Source organism: Pseudomonas sp. LB3P58 (assembly GCF_054897895.1).
In genome coordinates, this window is the sequence record NZ_JBUBVE010000001.1 from 4,115,798 (window position 1) to 4,120,249 (window position 4,452).

Annotated in this window: 3 protein-coding genes; 1 reads left to right on the top strand and 2 read right to left on the bottom strand. The window is 60.0% G+C overall.

Annotated elements, in window-relative coordinates; translation table 11 throughout:
- Positions 1–13 precede the first annotated feature (13 nt).
- A complete protein-coding gene (locus ACYZTZ_RS19205) occupies positions 14–2,491 on the top strand; it encodes a TonB-dependent siderophore receptor (RefSeq protein WP_461999385.1) in 2,478 nt (825 codons plus the stop codon).
- Between the two features lie 237 nt (positions 2,492–2,728).
- On the opposite strand, the gene ACYZTZ_RS19210 is transcribed toward ACYZTZ_RS19205, so the two are convergent.
- Positions 2,729–2,968, bottom strand: a complete 240-nt coding sequence (locus ACYZTZ_RS19210; protein ID WP_461999386.1) for a DUF6124 family protein — start codon at positions 2,966–2,968, stop codon at positions 2,729–2,731.
- Positions 2,969–3,328: 360 nt separating this feature from the next.
- Positions 3,329–4,285: an alpha/beta hydrolase gene (locus tag ACYZTZ_RS19215; protein ID WP_461999387.1), complete on the bottom strand. Its 957-nt coding sequence runs from the start codon at positions 4,283–4,285 to the stop codon at positions 3,329–3,331.
- Positions 4,286–4,452 lie beyond the last annotated feature (167 nt).

Consider the following 4,452-nt stretch of genomic DNA (forward strand, 5'->3'; position numbering starts at 1 on the left):
GCTCAGGTAAGTAATGCGACCTCAAACACCCCGCACACCTCTCGCGCTGGCCGTACAGCGCCCGACTTTGCATCGCACCCTGTTCACTAGCGTACTGCTGACCGCCACCTTGCTGGGGAGCTCGATGGCCAATGCTGCACCTGTAAAAGTGAACATTGCAGGTCAATCGCTTTCCAACGCGCTGACCGAACTGGGCATGCAGACCAATCTGCAAATCCTCTACAGCCCGGATCAGGTTGCCGGGATCAAGTCTCGTGCGGTGTCCGGTTCACTGGAACCGTCCGATGCCCTGAAGGCCCTGCTGCAAGGCACCGGCATCTCGTTCCAGATCAACGGCAACAGCGTCACCCTGGTGTCTGGCGGCGGCTCGAGCCTGCAACTGGGCGCGACCACCATTTCCGGCCAGGCCCTGGGCCTGACCACTGAAGACACCGGTTCCTACACCACCGGCGCCACCACCACCGCGACCAAACTGCCGCTGACCCTTCGCGAAACACCGCAATCGGTGACCGTGGTGACGCGTCAGCAAATGGACGATCGCGGCGCCAAGAGCGTCGGCGACGTATTGCGCAACACCCCTGGCGTCACGGCGCAGAAGTACGACAGTGACCGTACTGAGTTTTCTGCTCGTGGTTTCGCCATCACCAACTTCCAGTACGATGGCATCAACCTCCCGTACGACGGTGTTTACGGTGAGAACCCCAACAACAGCGACGACGCCGCCAGCCTCGATCGCGTCGAAGTGATCAAAGGCGCCACGGGCCTGATGACCGGCGCGGGCGACCCGTCCGCCACCGTCAACCTGGTGCGCAAGAAGCCGACCAAGGACTTCAAGGCTTCGGTCAGCGCCACCGCCGGTTACTGGGACAACTACCGCACCGAAGGCGACATCTCCGGTTCGCTGAACGATTCCGGCAGCGTGCGCGGCCGCTTCGTCGGCGCCCTCCAGGATAAGGATTCGTACATCGACCACTACAGCCAGAAGAAAGACCTGTTCTACGGCATCCTCGAAGCCGACCTGACGGACGACACCCTGCTGACCCTCGGCGTCGACAAGTCCAGTGCCACCCCGCGCGGCAGCTCCTGGACCGGTAACGCGCCGTACTTCACCGACGGCGGCCGTACCGACTTCTCTCGCAGTTTCAACCCCGGCGCCGACTGGAGCCGTCGTGATTTCGACAGCGTCACCTACTTCTCGTCGCTGGAACAGGCACTGGCCAATGACTGGAAGTTCAAGGCCAGCTTCGACCAGAAAACCACCGATCACGATACCCAACTGGCCTCGGCCAGCGGGGGTTCTGCGGACCGCGCCACGGGCGTAGGCAATTTCCTTTACTGGGGTCGCTGGGAAGGTCATCGCGTGCAGAACACGGCTGACGTGAACGTCTCCGGACCGTTCACCCTGGGCGGTCGCGAGCACGAACTGGTGGCCGGCTTCATGGCGTCCCACTCGCGCCAGACCGGCGCAACGTACGACACCAGCGCCTTCGAACTGGTGCCGGGCAGCATCTATGACTGGAACGGTAGCCTGCCGAAACAGGAGTTCCCGAAAAACGGTAAATACGAACGCACCCAGAGCCAGAACGGTCTTTACCTGGCCACGCGCCTGCGTCCGACCGACGACCTGTCGTTCATCCTCGGCAGCCGTCTGAGCACCTTCAAGTACAACGAGGATTACTCGTACTATCCGGGCGGCACCCTGACCGACACCCACGCCAGCTACAAGGAACACGGCGTTGTCACGCCTTACGCCGGTGTGGTCTATGACCTGAACGATACCTACTCGGTCTACGCCAGCTACACCAAGATCTACCAACCTCAGATCAACAAGGACATCAACGGTTCGACCCTGGCACCGGTCGAAGGCGACAGCTACGAAACCGGCCTGAAAGCGGCCTACTTCGAAGGCAAACTGAACGCCAGCCTGGCCTTCTTCCGCATTGAGCAGGACAACTTCGCTCAATCGGTCGGCACCGATTTGAATACCGGCGATGGCATTTTCAAAGCCACCGACGGCGCCACCACCAACGGCGTGGAACTGGAACTGGCCGGCGAACTGGCTCAGGACTGGAACGTGTCTGCCGGCTACACCTACGCCCGTACCCGTGACAAGGACGAACAGCGCATCTTCGGTTTCCCGCTGGCCACCAGCAAACCGGAACACGTGATTCGTACGTTCACCACCTACCGCCTGCCCGGCGCGCTGGACCAGTTCACCGTCGGTGGCGGCATCAGCTGGCAGAGCGCGTTTTACGGCCAGAGCTACAGCCCCAACGTGGGCGGTGGCGAGGGCGGCAGCACCTCTCTCAAACAAGGCGGCTACACCCTCGTGGACCTGATGACCCGTTATCAGTACGACGAACACCTGAGCTTCACCGCCAATGCCAACAACGTCTTCGACAAGAGGTACCTGACCGGCCTGGGCAACTTCGGCACCACGTTCTACGGCGAGCCACGTAACCTGCAGATCACTGCGAAATATGATTTCTGAGTGGCTGAGCTGAAATGAAAAATGCCCGTATCGCGAGATACGGGCATTTTTTATGGCTGTGAGATTTGTGTCGTCTGTGATGCCCTCATCGCGAGCAAGCTCGCTCCCACAGTGGATCTTGGGTGGATACAAAGCCTGCGTACGACCGAGATCAAATGTGGGAGCGAGCTTGCTCGCGATGGCGGCAGTCGCCCCATCAGAGATCCCACTGATCAAACACAAAAAACCCGGCAATGATTACTCAAGTGGGTCGAGCTGATCCAGCGCCCGGTTCACCGCCAGCTCCCCCAGCATGATGACTTGCGCAATGCCCAGCAGGGAGTTGCGACTCGGCCCGTCCATATCATCCGCCAGATCCATGGTCATGACATTGGCCGAGGCCAGTGATTCGCACGCGTGGGCCAGCAAGGTTTCGGTATCGAGCTCTGGATTGACGATGAACATGGTGCTGGGTGTGCGTGGGGTGGCTTTGAACATAGTGGTGCTCCTTGATTAGTGGAGCTGCGACCGTCCGCGGTCAAACGAATAAGGTGGCAGCTGTACGCGGGTTGACCGACCGGAAATCAAGGTATCCGGCACACCCGGAGGTGTCCCGCGCACAGCCACCGCAAAAAGACTGAACTTCTCTTGGGCATGTGCACGCCTTGATTAACTCGGACGGTCAAATCCGGACGCTGATTTTCAGCGACCGGGAAACGATAAAACCCAGGCTCAAGGCGCACAAGCCGGCGGATTCTGGCGTAGTCGTAGGCAACGACGCAAGGCGTTGTAGCTTTCAGGAAGTAACCTACAGGTCTTTTAAACACGCCGGCTCAAGCCATGTTTAAACGCGGTCCATCAAAGCTGCGAACGCACCCACCCCGCCACTTCCGAGTGAATCCCTTCCACTTCCCCCAACAACCCCGCCATGCGCAAAAAGTCATGGGTCATCCCAGGCTGTTCCAGCAACGTCACCTCATTCCCCGCCGCTCGCAGCCGATCCGCATACGCCAGCCCTTCGTCATGCAACGGATCATGCCCGGCCAAATACACCAGAGCCGGCGCCACGCCTGACAAATCCTCCGCCAGCAACGGCGAGCAGCGCCAATCTGCCAGATCCTCTGGCGTGCGCCCGTAATGCGCATAGAACCAATCCAGCGTCGGCGTCTCCAGCAAATAACCCTCGGAGAAATCCCGATGCGACGCGCGCTTGGTGGTGGCATCCGTCACCGGGTACACCAACAATTGCGCCTTGGGTTTCAACGCCAGTTCCTCAGGTTCACGCACCGCCATGATCGACAACACTGTCGCCAGCGTCGCACCCACGCTGTCACCGGTCACGGCCACTCGCGTTGCGTCCAGACCGCGCGCCGCGCCTTCACGAACCAGCCAGTTCCCCGCATCGCAGGCATCCTGTACCGGCGTCGGGAACCGCCACTCCGGCGCCAGGCGATAATCCACCGTCAACAAGGCAAAACCACCTTGGGAGGCCAGCCGCCGGCACAGCGCATCATGGGAATCGAGACTGCCGACTACATAGCCGCCACCATGGAAATACAACACCACCGGTTGCAGCCCTTTGACCGATTGCCCGTCGCGATACACCCTTGCCGACAGGCTGTGGCCATCTCGCGCGGCGATGGTGAAGTCCTCGCAGGCAACGCTGTCCAGCGGCACATCGAGAAACCCCGACGACGCTTCGAAATCGATCCGCGCCTGTTGCGGCGACTGTTCATGCATCGCGCGACTTTTGCCGGTCATCCGGCCGAACTCGGCGAGTTCTAGAAATGCTTCAAGTTCTGGCAACACAGCCATGGGACGAATCCTTCTACACAAATAGGTCAATACAAAATCTTGAAACGAGCGGAGCTTTTGTAGGAGCTGTCGAGTGAAACGAGGCTGCGATCTTTTGATCTTGATCTTAAAAAGATCGCAGCCTCGTTTCACTCGACAGCTCCTACAGGGGACCGTGACGCCCTCGT

What these genes read in the sequence shown, in the direction of transcription:
- ACYZTZ_RS19205 (WP_461999385.1), top strand. Translation starts at nt 14, where the DNA reads ATGCGACCTCAAACACCCCGCACACCTCTCGCGCTGGCCGTACAGCGC.
- ACYZTZ_RS19210 (WP_461999386.1), bottom strand. Translation starts at nt 2,968, where the DNA reads ATGTTCAAAGCCACCCCACGCACACCCAGCACCATGTTCATCGTCAAT.
- ACYZTZ_RS19215 (WP_461999387.1), bottom strand. Translation starts at nt 4,285, where the DNA reads ATGGCTGTGTTGCCAGAACTTGAAGCATTTCTAGAACTCGCCGAGTTC.